General features: G+C 68.0%; 14 protein-coding genes. 11 read left to right on the forward strand and 3 right to left on the reverse strand.

The features are described from left to right. Positions 1-63: 63 nt before the first annotated feature. The 3 genes from QSJ95_RS29735 to QSJ95_RS29745 are packed head-to-tail and all read left to right on the forward strand — an operon-like array spanning position 64 to position 2,523. Positions 64-1,074 (forward strand): GlxA family transcriptional regulator, encoded by a 1,011-nt coding sequence (locus tag QSJ95_RS29735; RefSeq protein WP_285647247.1) that lies wholly within the window; start codon positions 64-66, stop codon positions 1,072-1,074. A gap of 23 nt (positions 1,075-1,097) precedes the next feature. Continuing rightward, positions 1,098-1,340, forward strand: a complete 243-nt coding sequence (locus QSJ95_RS29740; protein ID WP_285647249.1) for a DUF1272 domain-containing protein — start codon at positions 1,098-1,100, stop codon at positions 1,338-1,340. 13 nt (positions 1,341-1,353) lie between these two features. Then, positions 1,354-2,523: an MFS transporter gene (locus QSJ95_RS29745; RefSeq protein WP_285647264.1), complete on the forward strand. Its 1,170-nt coding sequence runs from the start codon at positions 1,354-1,356 to the stop codon at positions 2,521-2,523. A 380-nt stretch (positions 2,524-2,903) separates the two neighbouring features. Here the strand turns inward: QSJ95_RS29745 and nfuA are convergent, their stop codons facing one another. Both nfuA and QSJ95_RS29755 read right to left on the reverse strand, forming a co-directional pair. Beyond that, a complete protein-coding gene (gene nfuA / locus QSJ95_RS29750; RefSeq protein WP_043316265.1) occupies positions 2,904-3,488 on the reverse strand; it encodes a Fe-S biogenesis protein NfuA in 585 nt (194 codons plus the stop codon). 177 nt (positions 3,489-3,665) lie between these two features. Beyond that, positions 3,666-5,954: a fatty acid cis/trans isomerase gene (locus QSJ95_RS29755; RefSeq protein WP_285647252.1), complete on the reverse strand. Its 2,289-nt coding sequence runs from the start codon at positions 5,952-5,954 to the stop codon at positions 3,666-3,668. 175 nt (positions 5,955-6,129) lie between these two features. Here QSJ95_RS29755 and metH point away from each other — a divergent pair, with 175 nt between their 5' ends. The 5 genes from metH to QSJ95_RS29780 all read left to right on the forward strand — a co-directional run bounded on the left by metH (position 6,130) and on the right by QSJ95_RS29780 (position 13,265). Then, positions 6,130-9,822 carry a methionine synthase gene (gene metH, locus QSJ95_RS29760; RefSeq protein ID WP_285647253.1) on the forward strand — a complete coding sequence of 1,231 codons (3,693 nt, stop codon included), beginning with the start codon at positions 6,130-6,132 and terminating at the stop codon, positions 9,820-9,822. Between the two features lie 21 nt (positions 9,823-9,843). Further along, complete coding sequence (locus tag QSJ95_RS29765; RefSeq protein WP_043316259.1) at positions 9,844-10,194, forward strand: 50S ribosome-binding protein YggL; 351 nt, start codon at positions 9,844-9,846, stop codon at positions 10,192-10,194. 702 nt (positions 10,195-10,896) lie between these two features. Next, positions 10,897-11,550 carry an ion channel gene (locus QSJ95_RS29770; protein ID WP_285647254.1) on the forward strand — a complete coding sequence of 218 codons (654 nt, stop codon included), beginning with the start codon at positions 10,897-10,899 and terminating at the stop codon, positions 11,548-11,550. A 133-nt stretch (positions 11,551-11,683) separates the two neighbouring features. Further along, on the forward strand, positions 11,684-13,009 hold the full coding sequence (locus QSJ95_RS29775; RefSeq protein WP_009619246.1) for an MATE family efflux transporter: 1,326 nt from the start codon (positions 11,684-11,686) through the stop codon (positions 13,007-13,009). A gap of 37 nt (positions 13,010-13,046) precedes the next feature. Further along, positions 13,047-13,265, forward strand: coding sequence for a DUF2970 domain-containing protein (locus tag QSJ95_RS29780; protein ID WP_009619245.1), 219 nt, complete (start codon positions 13,047-13,049; stop codon positions 13,263-13,265). Here QSJ95_RS29780 and QSJ95_RS29785 read toward each other — a convergent pair. Next, on the reverse strand, positions 13,262-14,341 hold the full coding sequence (locus QSJ95_RS29785; protein WP_285647257.1) for an ABC transporter substrate-binding protein: 1,080 nt from the start codon (positions 14,339-14,341) through the stop codon (positions 13,262-13,264). The two genes, QSJ95_RS29780 and QSJ95_RS29785, sit on opposite strands and share 4 nt — an antisense overlap. Positions 14,342-14,685: 344 nt before the next feature. On the opposite strand from QSJ95_RS29785, the gene QSJ95_RS29790 reads away from it, so the two are divergent. From QSJ95_RS29790 to QSJ95_RS29800, 3 genes are all read left to right on the forward strand, one after another. Then, a complete protein-coding gene (locus tag QSJ95_RS29790) occupies positions 14,686-15,180 on the forward strand; it encodes a PaaI family thioesterase (protein ID WP_285647259.1) in 495 nt (164 codons plus the stop codon). 238 nt (positions 15,181-15,418) lie between these two features. After that, a complete protein-coding gene (locus QSJ95_RS29795; RefSeq protein ID WP_009619241.1) occupies positions 15,419-17,077 on the forward strand; it encodes a nitrite/sulfite reductase in 1,659 nt (552 codons plus the stop codon). Then, the gene (locus QSJ95_RS29800; RefSeq protein ID WP_009619240.1) at positions 17,061-17,564 is read left to right on the forward strand and encodes a DUF934 domain-containing protein; all 504 of its coding nucleotides are present in this window, start codon (positions 17,061-17,063) and stop codon (positions 17,562-17,564) included. Before QSJ95_RS29795 ends, QSJ95_RS29800 begins: the two co-directional genes overlap by 17 nt. The last annotated feature ends 352 nt before the right edge of the window (positions 17,565-17,916 follow it).

Genomic DNA, 17,916 nt, shown 5'->3' on the forward strand with positions numbered 1-17,916 from the left:
CCATGACATTGCCGCCACTCCCCTCCCGGCGCACACTCCCGGCAAACCCCGGAGCCGCCCGCCATGCCCGCCATCCGCCGCATCGCCTGCCTGATCTACCCCGACGTCATGAGCCTGGACGTCACCGGCCCGCTGCAGGTGTTCGCCTCGGCCAACGTCGAGCGCCAGCGCCAGGGCCTACCGGCGCCCTACGAACTGCTGGTGCTGGGCGAAAACGAAGGCCCCGTAGCCACCTCCGCCGGCCTGCGCATCTGCGCCGACGCCGCCTGGGCCGATACCGACGCCGCCAGCCTCGACACCCTGCTGGTACCCGGCGGCCTGGGCGTGGAGGCGCAGTGCGCCAACCCCGCGCTGCTGGCATGGCTAAGCGCCGCCGAAGGCCAGATGCGGCGCCTCGGCTCGGTGTGCTCCGGCGCCCTGCTGCTGGCCGCCGCCGGGGTACTCGACGGGCGCAGCGCCACCACCCACTGGGCCGACGTCGACACCCTGCGCGAATGCCACCCCGCAGTCCACGTGCAGGGCGACCGCCTGCACACCTACGACCCCAGCCGCCGCGACGGCGACGACCACGTGTTCACCTCCGCCGGAGTCACCGCCGGCATCGACCTGGCCCTGGCGCTGGTGGAGGCCGACCTCGGCCGCCCGCTGGCCCTGGCCGTGGCCCGGCGCCTGGTGATGTTCCTCAGGCGCCCCGGCGGCCAGGCGCAGTTCAGCGCCTGGCTGACGCCCGAGCCGGTGCGCGCGCCGCGCCTGGCCGCGTTGCTGGAGTGGATCCCGGCCAACCTCGGCGCCGACCTGTCGCTGGAGGCCCTGGCCGAACAGGCCTGCATGAGCCCGCGCACCCTGTCGCGGGTGTTCATCAATGAGCTGGGCGTGGCGCCCGGCCGCTACGTGGAGAAGGTTCGCCTGGAGGCCGCCCGCGCCCTGCTGCAGGACGCCCGGGCGTCGATCGCCACCGTGGCCCGGCTGTGCGGCTTCGGCCACCCGGAGAACCTGCGACGCACTTTCCACAAGCACCTGGCGGTGAGCCCCCAGGAATATGCCGAACGCTTCGGCCAGCTCACCGACGCCTGATCCCCAGCCAGAAGGACTTCGCCATGCTCGAACTGCGCCCCAACTGCGAATGTTGCGACCGCGACCTGCCGGCCGATAGCACGGACGCGCGCATCTGCACCTTCGAATGCACCTTCTGCCACGACTGCGCCGAAGGCGTGCTCGGCGGCCAGTGCCCGAACTGCGCCGGCGAGCTGCTGCAACGGCCACGGCGCCCGAGCGAGGCGCTGCTGCGCCACCCGGCCTCGACGCAGCGGGTGCTCAAGCCCGGCGGCTGCCGGAACTGAGGGCGCGGACATGCTGCTATTGCGCAACGGCGCGCTGCGCCTGCTGTTCCTCGGCCAGGCGCTGTACTGGTCGTGCTCGCTGATCGGCATCACCCTGACCTCGCTGATCGGCGCGCAACTGGCGCCGCTCAACGGCCTGGCCACCCTGCCCCTGGCCCTGCTGGTGCTGGGCAACCTGCTGGCGGTGCAGCCGCTATCGCTGTTCATGCAGCGCCATGGCCGCCGCCCCGGGCTGATGCTCGGCGCCGCCGGCGGCGTGCTCGGCGGGCTGACCTGCGCCCTGGGCGTGCAACTGGGCTCGTTCTGGCTGCTGTGCCTGGGCGCCCTGCCCATCGGCGCCTACCAGGCCTCGGCGATGTACTACCGCTTCGCCGCCCTGGAGGCGGTGGGCGAGGCCGAGAAGGGCCGCGCCAGCGCCTACGTGATCGGCGGCGGCGTGCTGGCCGCCCTGCTCGCCCCGAGCCTGGCGCTGTGGGCCCGCGAGGCGCTGCCCACGCCCTTCGTCGGCGCCTACCTGGCCATCGCCGCGTTGGCGCTCGTCGGCCTGCTGCTGATGGCGCGCCTGCGCGAAGGCGCTGCGCCTCGCCCACCGCACGGCGGCATCGCAGCGATGCGCGCGCTGCTCGGCCGGCCGCTGGTGCGCGCGGCCATGGCCTGCACCGCCGCCGGCCACGGGCTGATGATCCTGATCATGAACGCCACGCCGCTGGCCATGCAGTTCTGCGGGCTGTCCCTGGAAAGCTCGGCGAGCGTGATCCAGTGGCACATCCTCGGCATGTTCCTCCCGGCCTTCGTCGCCGGCCCGCTGGTGGACCGCCTGGGCAGCCGCCGCGTGGCCCTGCTCGGCATCGCCCTGCTGGCGGCCAGCGCAGCCGTGACCCTGGCCGGCCTGGACCACGGCCACTTCCTGGCCAGCTCGCTGCTGCTGGGCATGGGCTGGAACCTGCTGCTGGTGGCCGGCACCACCCTGCTCGGCGAAGGCCACGGCGCGGACGAGCGCGGCCAGGCGCAGGGGCTGATGGAGCAAGGCAACAGCCTAATGGCGGCGCTGATGTCGTTCAGCTCCGGCGCGCTGATCACCAGCCTGGGCTGGAGCGCGGTGAACCTGCTGGTGTGGCCGGTATTGCTGCTGGCCCTGGCGTTGCTCTGGCCAGCGCGCCGACGCCAGCCGGCCAGCGCCTGAGCCACGGTATTCCTCCCCCCGTAGGAGCGGACCTTGTCCGCGATAGCCGGCCATCCCGGCGCGATTCGCGGATAAGATCCGCCGCCCCACCCGCGCCATTCCCATTGTAGGAGCGCGCCCTGCGCGCGAATCGCGGGCAGGGCCCGCTCCTACAGGTCGCCGGGAGCCACGGTATTCCTCTCCGTAGGAGCGGACCTTGTCCGCGATAGCCGGCCATCCCGGCGCGATTCGAGGATGAGATCCGCTCCTACGCTGCCCCACCCGCGCCATTCCCATTGTAGGAGCGCGCCCTGCGCGCGATTTCGCGGGCAGGGCCCGCTCCAGGTAGAACCACAAAAAGCCGCCCCGAAGGGCGGCTGTTTTGCCGAAACACCCACCACTCAGTAGTAGGCGTTTTCCTTGTTGCTGTGGTCGGTGACGTCGCGCACGCCCTTCAGTTCCGGGATGCGTTCGATCAGGGTCTTCTCGACGCCGTCCTTGAGGGTCATGTCGACCATGCCGCAGCCTTGGCAGCCGCCGCCGAAGCGCAGCACGGCGATGTTGTCCTCGACCACCTCGACCAGGCTCACCTGGCCGCCATGGCTGGCCAGGCCGGGGTTGATCTCGGTCTGCAGGTAGTAGTTGATGCGTTCGGTGATCGGGCTGTCCTCGTTGACCATCGGCACCTTGGCGTTCGGCGCCTTGATGGTCAGTTGGCCGCCCATGCGGTCGGTGGCGTAGTCGACCACGGCGTCTTCCAGGAAGGGCTCGCTGATGCCGTCGACCCAGGCGGTGAAGTCCTTCAGGCCGATCGGGGTGTCTTCCGGCTTCTGCTCGCCCGGCTTGCAGTAGGCGATGCAGGTTTCCGCGTACTGGGTGCCCGGCTGGGTGATGAAGATGCGAATGCCGATCCCGGGGGTGTCCTGCTTGACCAGCAGTTCGGCCAGGTAATCCTGGGCAGCTTCGGTAATGGTGATGGCGCTCATGGCAACTCCTCGCAAACGTAGGGGCAGTTTACGCCATTCGCCCGCCCCGGATAAAGCCCTACCAATTTAGTAGGAATAGTTCGCAAGTAGCGGCTTCAGGCTTCAGGCTTCAGGCTTCAGGCTTCAGGCTTCAGGCCGCAGGCTCCAAAGCGCTCTTGCCTGCCGCCTGCAGCCGCCTCAAAGATTTTCATAGCGATTCATGTCGAGTATGCCCGCCTCCACCGGCTCGGTCTCGCGCAGGTAGGCGTCGAGGTCGTGGAAGTAGCGCCAGAACTGCGGGTTGCTGCGGCGGATGCCCCAGCGCTCCACCACCTTGTCGAAACTCTCCTGGCTCTGCACCTGCTCCAGCGCCGAGACGAAGTCGCCGGCCTCCTCCGCCTTGAGGTCGAACATGAAGTTCGGGTAGCTGGAGAGCACGCCCGGGTAGATGGTCAGGGTGTCCAGCCCCGGCTGGTAGCGCAGCGACTCGCCGAGCATGAAGGCGACGTTGCTGTGCGCGCGGTTACGCAGCGCCGTGTAGATCTCGCGTTTTCCGCCGGGCAGCTCGACGCGCAGGATGGTCGCCTCGGGGAACTGCTCGATCACCTTGAGCCCCGCCGCCGGGCGGCTGACCAGGCGGCTGAAGGCCTGCTCGGCGTCCTGCAGCGGGCGTGGGACGTTGCGCCGGTAGCAGCCGCCGTCCTGGCACAGGTTGATCGGGTCGGGCCGCGCATCGAGGCTGGCGTAGCGGCTCAGCAACTGCACGGCGAAGGCGTTCTTGGCGCCCTTCTCCGGCAGGTCCAGGCCGCTGGGCGCGTCGTTGTCGAGGTTCTGGTAGTCCAGCCACATCTTCAGCCGGCCGCTGTTCTGGTACCAGTCGTCGAGCAGGTGCTTGCGCGCGGCCACCGGCATCAGGCGCAGGAAGTTCTGCTCGGCGCCATTGCGGATCAGGTCGAAGTACAGGCGCGTCTGCGCCTGGTGCGAGACGTTGCCGTAGACGTCGAAGTTGACCACCAGCTGGTAGTAGGTGCGCTCCAGCAGCGGGTAGTCCATCCACCACAGCGTCTGCGGGACGCCGCCGATCAGGCCCTTGCGCACCGAGGCGCTGTCGTACTGGCGGAAGATCGACAGCAGCGCGTTGTCGTTGCCGCGCCAGATGTCCGCCCAGGTCGGCGCCGCGGCCTCTTCGTAGGCGTCCAGGCGCAGCGCCTCGTATTCGTTGCGCTTGTCGCGGTAGCTGGTCCATTGCTGGAGCATCTGGGGCATGTCGTCGATCTGCCCGGGCAGGCCCAGCAGCGGCGTGGCCTTGGCCCGGTACGCCGGATCGGTGACGTAGAGGTCGTGGGCCGGGTCCTGGAAGATCGCCCAGAAGTTGTCGCGGATCACGTCGGTGGCGATCTGCCCGCGGCACACCGGGCCGCGGATGAAGGTGCGGACGAAGTACTCGGCGTTGTCCAGCATGAACTGGTAGCGCGCCCGCGCCGGGATGGCGGCGAAGGTCTCGAAGGGGTTGGCGCGGTGCTGCAGGCCGTAGCCGGGCACCTTGTCGGCCGCCCAGGCGCCGGCGAAGAACAGCTCGCGGGTATGCGCCAGCTTCGCGGGGCTCAGCGGGTAGGTGATGTGCGTCTTGTGCACGATCACGCCCTGGATCGGCCACAGGCGGTAGTAGAAGGCCGCGCCGGGGTCGTCGTTGGGCCGCCGCGTGGCGATGGGGTCGATGGGCTGGCCGCTGGGCGTGCGCGAGCGCACCAACTGGAAGAAGTGCCCCGGCGCGCCCTGCTCTTCGAAGTACAGGTGGGCGAGGAACAGGTGCTCGTAGAGCCAGCGCGAAACCAGGCTCTCGCGGGCGCCGGGCTGGTTCAGGAAGCGCTCCCACTCGGCGATCTGCCGCGCCTCGCCGGCGCCGGGCTGCCAGGCCTGCTCGTCCACCGGCGCGCCCTCGGCCAGCCATTGCTTCAGGGTGGCGTACTGCTGGGCGCTGAGGCCGGTGACGGCGAAGGGCATGCCGCTGCGCGGGTTCTTCTGCACGAACTCGTCGATGCTGTCCGGCGTCGGGCACTGGTTGCTGCGGTTGATCGACAGGTCCAGGCCCTCGGGGATCTTCGCGTTGGGCACCAGCGGGTGGGCCTGGCCGAGATCGAGCATGCGCTGCATCAGCGCCGCCTGGCCGCCGCGGGCGTCCAGCACCGACCAGAAGTCCTTGCGCCGCCAGGCGTCGGCGCCGTGTGCGTCGAGGAACAGGCGCGTGGTTTCCTGGGCCTTGGTGCGGGTGCCGTCGTACACCGGCAGCTTGTTGGCGCCGCGCTGGGCGCCCTCGGCGGCGCTCAGGTTGAGCTGGCACGGCGAGTCGTAGCAGGCGTGGCAGGCCACGCACTTGTCGGTGAAGATCGGCTGTATGTCCTTGCTGTAGGAAATGCCGGCTGCCTGGGCAACGGCTGAAAGCAGCATGAACGCAATGGTCAACGCGAAGGATGCGCGCAAGGACATCGGGGGCTCCATACCTCGTGAATAGGCGGATTCTAGCGGCTCCGCGGGCTTTTGCGGCCAACCGATGGCCGGTACAACATGAACTGCGCTCATGTAAAAGCCCGGTCGGCTCAAATCCCCTGCAGGTTTGCTATCATCAGCGACCCTTTGCCACAGCCGTTTCCAGGTAGTTCCCATGTCCGATCGTGCCGCCCGCCAGCAAGCCCTGCAGAAAGCCCTGAAGGAGCGCATCCTGATCCTCGACGGCGGTATGGGCACCATGATCCAGAGCTACAAGCTGCAGGAAGAGGACTACCGCGGCACCCGCTTCGCCGACTGGCCGAGCGACGTGAAGGGCAACAACGACCTGCTGCTGCTCAGCCGCCCGGACGTCATCCAGGCCATCGAGAAAGCCTACCTGGACGCCGGCGCCGACATCCTCGAGACCAACACCTTCAACGCCACCCAGGTGTCCCAGGCCGACTACGGCATGGAAGAACTGGTCTACGAACTGAACGTCGAAGGCGCGCGCCTGGCCCGCGAAGTGGCCGACGCCAAGACCGCCGAGACCCCGGACAAGCCGCGCTTCGTCGCCGGCGTGCTCGGCCCGACCAGCCGCACCTGCTCGATCTCCCCGGACGTCAACGACCCGGGCTACCGCAACGTCACCTTCGACGAGCTGGTGGCGAACTACAGCGAGGCCACCCGCGGCCTGATCGAGGGCGGCGCCGACCTGATCCTGATCGAGACCATCTTCGACACCCTCAACGCCAAGGCGGCGATCTTCGCCGTGCAGGGCGTCTACGACGAGCTCGGCTTCGAGCTGCCGATCATGATCTCCGGCACCATCACCGACGCCTCCGGGCGCACCCTGTCGGGGCAGACCACCGAGGCCTTCTGGAACTCGGTGCGCCACGCCAGGCCGATTTCCGTCGGCCTGAACTGCGCCCTCGGCGCCAAGGATCTGCGCCCCTACCTGGAGGAGCTGGCGACCAAGGCCGACACCCACGTTTCCGCGCACCCCAACGCCGGCCTGCCGAACGCCTTCGGCGAGTACGACGAGACCCCGGCGCAGATGGCCGAGGTGGTCGAGGAGTTCGCCGCGTCCGGCTTCCTCAACATCATCGGCGGCTGCTGCGGCACCACCCCGGCGCACATCCAGGCCATCGCCGAGGCGGTGGCCAAGTACCCGCCGCGGGCGATCCCGGAAATCCCCAGGGCCTGCCGGCTGTCGGGCCTTGAGCCGTTCACCATCGACCGCAGCTCGCTGTTCGTGAACGTCGGCGAGCGCACCAACATCACCGGTTCGGCGAAGTTCGCCCGGCTGATCCGCGAGGAGAACTACGCCGAGGCCCTGGAAGTGGCCCAGCAGCAGGTGGAAGCCGGCGCCCAGGTGATCGACATCAACATGGACGAGGGCATGCTCGACTCCAAGGCGGCGATGGTGAAGTTCCTCAACCTCATCGCCGGCGAGCCGGACATCTCCCGCGTGCCGATCATGATCGACTCCTCCAAGTGGGAGGTGATCGAAGCGGGCCTCAAGTGCATCCAGGGCAAGGGCATCGTCAACTCCATCTCCATGAAGGAAGGCGTCGAGCAGTTCAAGCACCACGCCCGCCTGTGCAGGCGCTACGGCGCCGCGGTGGTGGTGATGGCCTTCGACGAGGCCGGCCAGGCCGACACCCAGGCGCGCAAGGAAGAAATCTGCCAGCACAGCTACGACATCCTGGTCAACGAAGTGGGCTTCCCGCCGGAAGACATCATCTTCGACCCGAACATCTTCGCGGTGGCCACCGGCATTGAGGAGCACAACAACTACGCGGTCGACTTCATCAACGCCTGCGCCTACATCCGCGACAACCTGCCCTACGCGCTCTCCTCGGGCGGGGTGTCCAACGTGTCCTTCTCGTTCCGCGGCAACAACCCGGTGCGCGAGGCCATCCACTCGGTGTTCCTCTACTACGCCATCAAGAACGGCCTGACCATGGGCATCGTCAACGCCGGCCAGCTGGAGATCTACGACGAGATCCCGAAGGAGCTGCGCGACAAGGTCGAGGACGTGGTGCTCAACCGCAACCCGGACGCCACCGAGGCGCTGCTGGCCATCGCCGACGACTACAAGGGCGGCGGCGCGGCCAAGGAAGTGGAAGACGAGGAATGGCGCAGCCATAGCGTCGAGAAGCGCCTGGAGCACGCCCTGGTCAAGGGCATCACCACCTACATCGTCGAAGACACCGAGGAATGCCGGCAGAAGTGCGCGCGGCCCATCGAGGTCATCGAAGGCCCGCTGATGAGCGGCATGAACGTGGTCGGCGACCTGTTCGGCGCCGGCAAGATGTTCCTCCCGCAGGTGGTCAAGTCGGCCAGGGTGATGAAGCAGGCGGTGGCCCACCTGATCCCCTTCATCGAGGCGGAGAAAGGCGACAAGCCCGAGGCCAAGGGCAAGATCCTCATGGCCACGGTGAAGGGCGACGTGCACGACATCGGCAAGAACATCGTCGGCGTGGTGCTGGGCTGCAACGGCTACGACATCGTCGACCTCGGCGTGATGGTGCCGGCGGAGAAGATCCTGCAGACCGCCATCGCCGAGAAGTGCGACATCATCGGCCTGTCCGGGCTGATCACGCCGTCGCTGGACGAGATGGTCCACGTCGCCAAGGAAATGCAGCGGCAGAACTTCAGCCTGCCGCTGATGATCGGCGGCGCCACCACCTCCAAGGCGCACACCGCGGTGAAGATCGACCCGCAGTACAGCAACGACGCGGTGGTCTACGTCACCGACGCCTCGCGCGCGGTGGGCGTGGCCACCACTCTGCTGTCGAAGGAAATGAAGCCCGACTACGCGCGCAAGCTGCGCGAGGAGTACGCCGAGGTCCGCGAGCGCACCGCCAACCGCAGCGCCCGCACCGAGCGCCTGAGCTACGCGGCGGCCATCGCCGCCAAGCCGCAGTTCGACTGGGCCGGCTACCAGCCGCCGGTGCCCTCCTTCACCGGCGTGAAGGTGCTGGAAGACATCGACCTGAACGTGCTGGCCGAGTACATCGACTGGACGCCCTTCTTCGTCTCCTGGAACCTGGCCGGCAAGTACCCGCGCATCCTCAGCGACGAAGTGGTCGGCGAAGCCGCCACCAGCCTGTTCAACGACGCCCAGGACATCCTGCGCAAGCTGATCGACGGCAAGCTGATCAAGGCCCGCGCCGTGTTCGGCTTCTGGCCGGCCAACCAGGTCAACCACGACGACCTGGAGGTGTACGCCGAGGACGGCCACAAGCTGGCCACCCTGCACCACCTGCGCCAGCAGACCATCAAGCCCGACGGCAAGCCGAACTTCAGCCTGGCCGACTTCGTCGCACCCAAAGACAGCGGCATCAAGGACTACGTCGGCGGCTTCATCACCACCGCCGGCATCGGCGCCGAGGAAGTGGCCAAGGCCTACGAGGCCCAGGGCGACGACTACAACGCGATCATGGTCAAGGCCCTGGCCGACCGCCTCGCCGAAGCCTGCGCCGAATGGCTGCACGAGCGCGTGCGCAAGGAATACTGGGGCTACCAGCCCGAAGAACACCTGGACAACGACGCGCTGATCCGCGAGCAGTACGTCGGCATCCGCCCGGCCCCCGGCTACCCGGCCTGCCCGGACCACACCGAGAAAGGCACCCTGTTCCAGTTGCTGGACCCAAAGGGCCTGTCCGGCGTCACCCTCACCGAACACTACGCCATGTTCCCGGCGGCCGCGGTCAGCGGCTGGTACTTCGCGCATCCGCAGGCGCAGTACTTCGCCGTGGGCAAGGTCGACAAGGACCAGATCGACGCCTACAGCGCCCGCAAGGGCCAGGACGTGGCGGTCAGCGAACGCTGGCTGTCGCCGAACCTGGGCTACGACGCCTGATCCGCCTTCCAGGAGCGAAAGATGAAATACCTCACCCCCGAACAGATGGAAAAACCGCGCAAGCGCCGCCTGCGCAAGAAACTGCGCCTGGCCGAGTTCAAGGAACTGGGCTTCAGCCTGGAAGTGAACTACAGCGGCGACCTGGACGAAGTGCTGGACCAGTGGATCGCCTTCGTCGAATCCCAGGGCTGGCTGTTCGTCGGCGGCGCCACCGAGGACGGCGAGTTCACCGGCTACCTGTGCCTGAACGCCGTCGGCAGCCTCGACGAAGCCGACCGCGAAACCGTCCGCCAGTGGCTGCAGAGCCAGGCCTGGTGCACCTCCTCCGAGCTCGGCGAGCTGAGCGACTGCTGGCACGGCCTGCTCGACTGACGGAGCCCTGCGCATCCGGGCAATCGTGGACGGATGGAGGCCCTCGCAGGATGGGTTGAGCGAAGCGATACCCATCACCGTGACCGCATGGGTTTCGCAGGCTCAACCCATCCTACGAAAAGCACCTCGGCGCCCCTGCCCCGCGGACCTTGTCCGCGATAGCCGGAACCTCCGGCGCGATTCGCGGATGAGATCCGCTCCTACGCTGCCCCACCCGCGCCATTCCCTGTAGGAGCGCGCCCTGCGCACAATTTCGCGGGCAGGGCCCGCCCAATCCACCGTGAGGCATGGCGTTTCCCCGGAGCGGACCTTGTCCGCGATGGCCGGAACCTCCGGCGCGATTCGCGGATGAGATCTGCTCCTACACCACCCCACCCGCGCCATTCCCCTGTAGGAGCGCGCCCTGCGCGCGAATCGCGGGCAGGGCCCGCTCCTACAATCCGCCCCGGGAGGCATGGTGTTTCCCCGGACCTTGTCCGCGATAGCCGGAACCTCCGGCGCGATTCGCAGATGAGATCCGCTTACGCTGCCCCACCCGCGCCATTCCCTGCAGGAGCGCGCCCTGCGCGCGAATCGCGGGCAGGGCCCGCTCCAGTTCGCCGTGAGGCATGGCGCCTCCCCATAGGAGCGGACTCCGTCCGCGATCCGGCCCGCAGGGCCGGCAGCGGCTATGGTTAAGTCGACCCGTAACCGAGCGACATCATGCCCGCCCTCGCCCACCTCAAGCGCCACCCCTCCGCCATCCTGCTGTTCGTCCAGCTGCTCGGCGTGCTGCTCTACCCCTGGATGGACGACAGCACCCTGGGCCGCGCGCTGTTCGGCGCCTTCGGCTTGCTGGTGCTGGGCCTGGCGCTGCAGGTGGTCAAGCGCAGCCCGGTGCATAGCTGGGTCGCCGCGGTGCTGGCCTTGCTGGTGCTCACCCTCGGCCTGCTCGACCTCTGGCTGGCCAGCCGCGTGCTGGAGCTGCTGGTGCCGGCGCTGGAGGCGGCCTTCTACTTCTATGCCGCGGCCAGCCTGATCGCGTACATGAACGCCGACCAGCGCGCCACCACCGACGAGCTGTACGCCGCCGGCGCCACCTTCACCCTGCTGGCCTGGGCCTTCGCCCATCTGTTCAGCTTCTGCCAGTTGGCCGTCCCCGGCAGCTTCAGCGCCGCGCTGGACGCCGAGGCGCCGCGCACCTGGACCGAGCTGCTGTTCCTCAGTTTCACCATCCTGTCCGGGGTCGGCCTGGGCGACATATTGCCGCTGACGCCCGCGGCCCGTTCGCTGGTGATGATCGAGGAATTTGCCGGCGTGATGTACCTCGCCCTGGTGGTTTCGCGGCTGATCGCCATGAGCGTCAGCCGTCGCTGAAGCCGGGCCCGCGCGACGATCGAGCGGGCATCGCCGCGCCCGTTACGCTAGGCTTTGGCATGAGGGGCGCGGTCACCGGCACGCCGCCGCCCTCGACCAACAATCGCCGGATCACCTGCAGTTCGGGGACGCCATGCTAGAGCGCGAGCGCCTTCGCAATATCCTCTGCCTGGGGCTGCCGATCATCGGCGGCATGCTCAGCCAGAGCCTGCTCAACCTGGTGGATGCCGCCATGGTCGGCCACCTGGGGGAAAAGTCCCTGGCCGGGGTGGGCATCGGCAGCTACGCCAACTTCGTCGCCATCTCCCTGGTCATGGGTCTGGGCGCCGGCGTCCAGGCGCTGGTGGCGCGGCGCCGCGGCCAAGGGCGCGACGGCGACCTGGCCGCGCCGCTGAACTGCGGGCTGCTGGTGGCCCTGGGCCTGGCCCTGCCCATCAGCCTGGCCTGCCTGCTGTTCGCCAGACCCATCGTCAGCCTGCTGTCGCCCGACCCCGAGGTGCTGGCCATTGGCGTGCCCTACTTCGAGTGGCGCACGCTCTCAGTGCTGGCCGTGGGCCTGAACTTCTCCTTCCGCGGCTACTGGAACGGCACCCGCCGCTCGGGCACCTACATGCGCACCCTGGTGGTCATGCACCTGGCCAACGCCGCCATCAGCTACAGCCTGATCCACGGCCTGTTCGGCCTGCCGCGCATGGGCGCGGTGGGCAGCGGCCTGGGCACCACCCTGGCGCTGTACCTGGGCTCGGCGATCTACGCCTGGATCACCTGGCGCGACGCCCGCCAGCACGGCTTCCTCGCGCGCCGCCCGAGCGAGCGGGAAATCCGCGTGATGCTGCGCCTGTCGCTGCCCAATTCGCTGCAGCAGTTCTTCTTCGCCGCCGGCATCACCTTGCTGTTCTGGATCATCGCCCAGGTCGGCACCCGCGAGCTGGCGGTGGCCCACGTGCTGATCAACCTGGCGCTGTTCCTGATCCTGCCCGGCATCGGCCTGGGCATGGCCGCCACCACCCTGGTCAGCCAGTGCATGGGCGAGCGCGACTTCGACAGCGCGCACCGCTGGGGCTGGGACGTGGTCAAGGTCGCCGCCTGCGGCCTGGCGCTGCTGGGCACGCCGTTCTGGATGTTCCCCGAGGCGATCCTGCGGCTGTTCGTCAGCGACCCGGCGCTGATCGAGCTGGGCCGCGTGCCGCTGATGTTCACCGGCCTGGGCATGGTCATCGACGCCACCGCCCTGGTGCTGACCCAGGCGCTGCTCGGCGCCGGCGCCACGCGCACGGTGATGGCCGTCAGCCTGGGCAACCAGTGGCTGTTCTTCCTGCCCCTGGCCTACCTGGTCGGCCCGGTGCTGGGCGGCGGCCTGCTGGCGATCTGGAGCATGCAGATCATCCAGCGCGGCCTGGCCTCGGCGATCTTCGCGGTGATGTGGCAGAAGCGCCAGTGGACGCAGATAGAACTCTGAGGCCGGCTATGCTTGTCCCACAGCAAAGGAGGCTTGCATGAACGACGATCCGCAGAACCGCCCGCCGAGCTTCTGGCAGATGCTGCAAAGCGTGCTGGCCGCCGCCTTCGGCGTGCAGAGCGGGAAGAACCGCGCCCGCGACTTCACCCATGGCAAGCCCAGCCACTTCATCGTCCTCGGCGTGGGCTTCACCCTGGTCTTCGTCCTGCTGCTCTACGCCCTGGTGCGCCTGGTGCTGCACCTGGCCGGCGTCTAGTCCAGCAGCGGCTGCAGGGAGAAGCGGTAGGCCTTCTGCTTCGGGTGCAGGGCCAGGCTGAAGTCGCGGAAGTCCAGGCCATAGCCGGGACGCGCCAGGTTGGCGCGCAGTTTCTGCGCGCGGCGTTTGTCCAGCAGGATGAACACCGGCAACTGGCGGTCCTTGCCGCCATGGGCGGCGAAGTCCACCCCGGCGTCGTAGTCGTGCAGCAGGACCATGGCCCAGCCACCCAGGGTGAAATGGCCGCTCATGGCCACGCTGATGCTGCCGTCGATCACCGCGCTGAGCAGCTCCGGGGAGTTGTTCAGGCCGCTGAACAGCATGTCGCGCCCCGGCACGCGGCCTGCCTCGCGGGCCGCCTTCATGGCGCCGAAAGCCATCTCGTCATTGGCCGACCACACCAACCGCACCTGCGGATAGCGGCGCAGCAGCTGCTGCGCCTGCTCATAGGCGCGCTGGCGATCCCAGCCGCCATAGACCACCTGCAGCAGCCGGGCCCGCGGGAAGTCGGCCAGGGCCCGGCGCATGCCCTGCTCGCGCAGTTGCGCCACCGGCGCCTGGGCCAGCCCGGAGAAGGCCAGCAGGTCCAGCCCCCGCCCCGCCGCCGCGCCGGCCTGGAGCAGGCCGTGGGCCATCAGGTAGCCCGCCTCCTCCTCATTGGCCACCAGGCTGCCGATCCAGTTGCGGTAGCGCTCGCGGCTGCCGCCGACGATGCGCTGCTGGTCGGTGGTCAGCATGTTGTTCACGGCGAACAGGCGCACCGGGGTATCGGCGAACAGGCGCAGCAGTTCCGGGCCGATGTAGCCCTCGTTGGTGAACACCAGGTAGTCGGGCAACTGGCCGTCGCGCAAAAGCTCGCGCGCCTGCTGCAGCGAGCGTTGCGGGTCGCGCTCGGCGTAGAGCACGCGCAGCGGCATGCCCAGGTCGCCGGCGGCGGCCTGCATGAAGTGGGTATAGCTGACCCAGTAGGGCTCGTTGGACCGCCCCGGGTTGAGGAACACCACCGACGCCGCCTGGCAGCCCAACGACAGCGACAGACCGACGACCAGCAACCAGGACCTGCACAGAAGACTCAAGAACCCACACCCCACCGACCGGAAGCCGGCGAAGTATAGCCATTTGCCTTCATTGTGTTCGCCCACCCCTGACCGGTGGAGCTAAATTATTGATGGCTCACCCAGAATATCGCCGTAGCCACCACCAGCAGGATGAGGATCAAGGCCGCGCGGGCGTCGATCACGCTGTCGCGGTTCTCGTTACGGGATTCTTCGCTCATGTTTCCCCCATTTGTTATTGCTGTTTTCGGTGGACCCACCAGCAGTTAAGACCAGGGCACGGGCAGCGACAAGGCGCGGCCCTTCATGAGGGCGGCGAAACCGGCTAGGCTGGGGCGGTTTCCGCGACAAGAACAAGGCACCCCATGGACAACCTCTCCCTGCAAGACCGCGCCGCGCCCGAAGGCATCTGCTACGGCTGCGGCGGCAACAACCCCCACGGCCTGCACATCAAGAGCTACTGGCACGAGGACGGCATCCACGTGATGGCCGAGCACCTGCCCGAGGCCAAGTATACCGGCTGGCCGGAACTGGTCTACGGCGGCCTGATCGCCATGCTGGTGGACTGCCACTCGAACTGGACGGCCATGGCCTACCACTACCGCGCCGAAGGCCGCGAGCCGGGCAGCCTGCCGCGCCTGGACTGCGTCACCGGCAACCTCGGCATCAAGTTCATCAAGCCCACGCCGATGGGCGTGCCGCTGACCCTGCGCGCGCACGTGGAAGGCGAGCTGGGGCGCAAGAGCCGGATCATCTGCGAGGTGTACGCCGGCGACGTGCTGACCGCCATCGGCGACTCCATTTTCGTCCGCGTCGATGCCGCTCAGCTGGGCGCCCAGGCCCACGGCCGCGAAGGCTGAGGACCCGCCGCGAGGGCCTGCGGCCAGGCGCCGCAAGCCCTGGCGCGGCGCCGGTGGGTGGAGAAGGTTCCCACGGATGCCGCGCTTATATCAGAAAGTTCTCGCCATATACTCAAACTTCACTTTTACGCATATTCCCTAACTGGTATCTTGCCCGCCACTCCGCGTGGAGCGCGTTGCCGTGCGCGCTCGGAAGCGTAGTACGCCCGAGCGCTATAGCCTGACAGCAGGATTTTTCATGTACGTATACGACGAATACGATCAGAGGATCGTAGAGGATCGCGTCAAGCAGTTCCGCGATCAGACCCGCCGCTACCTGGCGGGCGAACTGACCGGCGAGGAATTCCGCCCGCTGCGTCTGCAGAACGGCCTGTACATCCAGCGCTATGCGCCGATGCTGCGTATCGCCGTGCCCTACGGCCTGCTCGCCTCCCGGCAGCTGCGCAAGCTGGCGCAGATCGCCCGCGACTACGACAAGGGCTACGCCCACATCAGCACCCGGCAGAACGTGCAGTTCAACTGGCCGGCGCTGGAAGACGTGCCGGACATCCTCGCCGAGCTGGCCACCGTGCAGATGCACTCGATCCAGACCAGCGGCAACTGCATCCGCAACACCACCACCGACCAGTTCGCCGGCATCGCCCGCGACGAGCTGGTGGACCCGCGCCCCTGGTGCGAGATCATCCGCCAGTGGTCGACCTTCCACCCCGAGTTCGCCCACCTGCCGCGCAAGTTCAAGATCGCCGTCAACGGCGCCGCGAGCGACCGCGCCGCCATCGAGGTGCACGACATCGGCCTGGAAGCGGTGAAGAACGAGGCCGGCGAGCTGGGCTTCCGCGTGCTGGTCGGCGGCGGCCTGGGCCGTACCCCGATCGTCGGCAGCTTCATCAACGAATTCCTGCCCTGGAAGCACCTGCTGTCGTACCTGGACGCCATCCTGCGCGTGTACAACCGCTATGGCCGCCGCGACAACAAGTTCAAGGCGCGCATCAAGATCCTGGTCAAGGCGCTGACCCCGGAAGTCTTCGCCGAGAAGGTCAACGCCGAATGGGCGCACCTCAAGGACGGCCCCAGCACCCTGACCGAGGCGGAAGTGCAGCGCGTTTCCGCGTTCTTCGTCGACCCGGCCTACAAGGCCCTGGAAGACCAGGACGCCGCCCTCGCCGCCCTGGACGCCGAGCATCCCGGCTTCGCCCGCTGGCGCGAGCGCAACACCTTCGCCCACAAGAAGCCCGGCTACGTCGCCGTGACCCTGTCGCTCAAGCCCACCGGCACCGCCCCGGGCGACGTGACCGACAAGCAACTGGACGCCATCGCCGAGCTGGCCGACCGCTACAGCTTCGGCGAAGTGCGCAACAGCCATAACCAGAACATCATTCTCGCCGACGTCGAGCAGGCGCAGCTGTTCACCCTCTGGGGCGAACTGCGCGAGCTGGGCTTCGCCAGCCCCAACGTGGGCCTGCTGACCGACATCATCTGCTGCCCGGGCGGCGACTTCTGCTCCCTGGCCAACGCCAAGTCGATCCCGGTGGCCGAAGCCATCCAGCGCCGCTTCGACGACCTCGACTACCTGTTCGACATCGGCGACATCGACCTGAACATCTCCGGCTGCATGAACGCCTGCGGCCACCACCACGTGGGCCACATCGGCATCCTCGGGGTGGACAAGAAGGGCGAGGAGTTCTACCAGGTGTCCCTCGGCGGCAGCGCCGGCCGCGAAGCCAGCCTGGCGCAGATCCTCGGCCCGTCCTTCGCCCAGGACCAGATGGCCGACGTGATCGAGAAGCTGATCAAGGTCTACGTCGAACGGCGCACCGAAGAGGAACGCTTCCTCGATACCTACCGTCGCATCGGCATCGACCCCTTCAAGGAGCGCGTATATGCAGCGAATCATTAAGCACCGCGAAGTGGTCGACGACCGCTGGCACCTGCTGCCCAAGGACGCCACCCTGGAGAGCGTGCCCAACAGCGACGACGTGATCATCCCGCTGGCCCTGTGGTTGGAACACGGCCCGGCCCTGCGCGGCCGCGACGGCGGCCTGGGCGTGTGGCTGGATTCCGACGAGGAGCCCGAAGCCATCGCCGGAGACCTGGACAAGTTCCAGGTGATCGCGGTGAACTTCCCGGCCTTCACCGACGGCCGCGGCTTCAGCACCGCACGCCTGCTGCGCGAGCGCTACGGCTACAAGGGCGAGGTGCGCGCCATCGGTGACGTGCTGCGCGACCAGCTGTTCTACATGCAGAGCTGCGGTTTCGATGCCTACGCCATTCGCGCGGACCGCGATCCATATGATGCGCTGGCCAGCCTGGACGACTTCAGCGAGGTCTACCAGACGTCGGTGACCCAGCCGCAACCGCTGTTCCGCCGGCGGCAGTTGGCCTGACCTGAAAAGCCCCGCCCTGGCGGGGCTTTTTCGTTGGGCCGGCGGCATCACGCTTCTCTTCCCCATCGTCGTTCCCACGAACGTGGGACGCGGCTCCATCGCGAACAGCGCTTGTGCTGGCCCGAAGGGGGATAACCCAGCCGCCTTGGCTTGGGTGTTTCTGCGCCGCTCCGAGTTTGCCCGGCCTTCTTGTTTCGCCCCCTCGGGCGAGTCCCTTTTGTCAATCGCCACAAAAGTAACCAAAAAGGCTTGCCCCGACATACGGGCCCGATGAAGCCGGGCTACCCTCACGAACTCCCCCGCCACGGAGGCCCGCCCCGAGGGTACGTCCCTGTAGCCCATCGGGGCTCTC

It is taken from the genome of Pseudomonas sp. NBRC 100443 (assembly GCF_030268185.1).
Lineage (GTDB): Bacteria > Pseudomonadota > Gammaproteobacteria > Pseudomonadales > Pseudomonadaceae > Pseudomonas > Pseudomonas citronellolis.